The 2,725-nt window shown below is 42.6% G+C and carries 2 protein-coding genes; both read right to left on the reverse strand.

From position 1 onward, the window contains the following. Positions 1-287 precede the first annotated feature (287 nt). Positions 288-1,406, reverse strand: coding sequence for an alanine racemase (gene alr / locus H5202_RS20145; protein WP_182773632.1), 1,119 nt, complete (start codon positions 1,404-1,406; stop codon positions 288-290). Positions 1,407-1,552: 146 nt separating this feature from the next. Further along, positions 1,553-2,725: replicative DNA helicase (gene dnaB / locus H5202_RS20150; protein ID WP_182773633.1), on the reverse strand; the 1,173-nt coding region annotated here is incomplete at its 5' end.

A 2,725-nucleotide genomic window follows, 5' to 3' on the forward strand; every position in this document is an offset into this window, starting at 1 on the left:
CATTAATCAATAATCAATAATCAAGTGTTAGGTTAAGCTGTTAATCCTAGGGCTCAAGCCAAAAGCTAGCAAGCAAATCTACAGCCTACAGCCTCAATCTAAAGTCTCTAGCCTGAATCTAAAGCCAGAGTTTACAACTAGAATGTAAAGTCAGAGTTTAAAGTCTAGGTTTATTGCAATAGTCTAAAGCTAGAACCCAATGCCTTAAAACAACAATGCCCATTACGTTAGCAACGTATTGGGCATTGGTTTTTGTTTATTGTTTATTAATTATTTCAATCTCATGTTCAATCAAGCAGTTCAACCAACACTCGTGGTGTAAGTTTAGTGACTAACTCATAAGCAATGGTACCAATATGTTCGGCCACTTCTTCTACTGCAAGAGCTTTACCCCACAGTTGAACGTTATCACCTACGTTATCTTTTGCATCTGCACCTAAGTCTACGGTGAGCATGTCCATAGACACTCGACCCACTATCGGTACTCGGCGGCCGTTGATCCACACTGGTGTGCCTTCTGGCGCATTACGTGGGTAACCATCACCATAACCAATGGCAACAACCCCTAAACGAGTGTCTTTTTTAGCAGTCCAAGATGCACCGTAACCAACGCTATCGCCCGCTTTATGTTCACGCACGGCAATTAAATTGGACACTAATTCCATTGCTGGAATTAATCGATGATTAACACCTCTATCTCCCACAACCGGAGAAACACCATAGAGCGCAATACCGGGTCTTATCCAGTCGGCTTGGCTTGCTGGCCAAAATAAAGTACCGGCTGAATTGGCTAAGGTGCGATCGCCTTCTAAGCCACTAATCAATTGCTCAAAGGCATTCATTTGCGTTTGAGTAAGTGCATTATCGGGTTCATCGGCGCAAGCAAAGTGGGTCATTAAATGAATCGGTTTAGCCACTTGTGGGCAAGCAAGCAAACGCTGATAAATACTGTCGAACTGCTCAAGACTAAAACCAATACGATGCATGCCAGTATCGATTTTTATCCATACGGTGACAGGTTTATCGAGTTTAATGGTTTCAAGCATTTGCAGCTGTGACTCATGATGAACCACAGTATCAATATTATGGGTTACCAATGTGGGTAAATCAGACTGACGAAAGAAACCTTCTAATAATAAAAGTTTGCCTTTTACGCCGCCTTCTCTTAGCTGTAGCGCTTCTTCAAGCCTTGCCAAACCAAACCCATCTGCGCCGCCATGATACTTGCCGACACTTTCAACATAATTTAATAAGCCAACACTTTCAGCAACATTTAATAACCCATGGCCATAACCATTGGCTTTAACCACTGCCATAATTTTGCTATTGGGTGCAATAAGGCGCAGTTGTGCCAAGTTACTTTGTAATGCGCCACGACTGATTTCTGCACGAGGAAAAGGTTTCAATAGATTGCCTTAATTAAACAATAAATAACATGGCGCGTCTTGCTGTCTGTTAGGAGGTTTTGTGCCATAAGTGCGACCTCGCTAACAGAGATAAGCTACTATCATAAATAACGATTTAAAAAATATAAATACTATTTAATCAATGATTAATCTTCTTCGAATTGCGGACCAGCATAATTATCAAAGCGAGAAAATTGACCTTGGAATACCAGACGAATACGCCCAATAGGTCCGTTACGCTGTTTACCAATGATGATTTCTGCGGTGCCTTTATCTTCGGAGCTGTCGTTATATACTTCGTCGCGATAGATAAACATAATCAAATCGGCATCCTGCTCAATCGCACCAGATTCACGCAAGTCAGAGTTAATTGGGCGTTTATCGGCTCGTTGCTCTAGCGAGCGGTTAAGCTGTGACAATGCGATAACAGGCACTTCTAGTTCTTTGGCTAAGGCTTTTAATGAACGAGAAATTTCTGAAATTTCTAAGGTACGATTATCTTTTAACGACGGCACCTGCATTAATTGCAGGTAATCGATCATTATCATTGATAACCCGCCATGTTCACGTGCAATACGTCTGGCACGACTGCGCACTTCGGTTGGGGTTAGCCCTGAGCCATCATCGATGTACATTTTACCTTGTTCAAGCATGATACCCATGGTTGAAGACACGCGCGCCCAATCTTCATCATCTAGCTGACCTGTACGGATTTTGGTTTGGTCTACTCGGCCAAGCGAGGCTAACATACGCATCATAATCTGTTCTGACGGCATCTCGAGACTGAAAATAAGCACTGGCTTATCTTCATTCATGGCGGCTTGTTCGCATAGGTTCATCGCGAAGGTGGTTTTACCCATAGAAGGACGTGCTGCAACAATAATTAAATCACCAGACTGAAAACCTGCGGTCATTTTATCTAAATCATTAAAGCCGCTTGAAACACCGGTCACGCCGTTATGAGGGTTATTATAAAGTTGCTCAATTCTGTCGACGGTTTTTTCAAGAATGCTTTTAATGTTTTCCGGGCCTTCATTAGCATTGGTACGCATTTCTGCGATTTTAAAGACTTTGGTTTCAGCCAAATCTAATAATGCACTTGAATCACGACCTTCTGGGTTGTAACCCGCATCGGCAATCTCGTGGGCAACAGCAATCATGTCACGTACTACGGCACGTTCACGCACAATGTCTGCGTAAGATAAAATATTACCGGCACTGGGGGTGTTTTTGGCAATTTCACCTAAGTAAGCAAAGCCGCCAGCATCGTCTAATTGATCTTCGATTTCAAGTTGTTCAGATACGGTAATCAAATCGAG

The organism is Shewanella sp. SG41-4 (genome assembly GCF_014164505.1).
Taxonomy (GTDB): Bacteria; Pseudomonadota; Gammaproteobacteria; order Enterobacterales; family Shewanellaceae; genus Shewanella.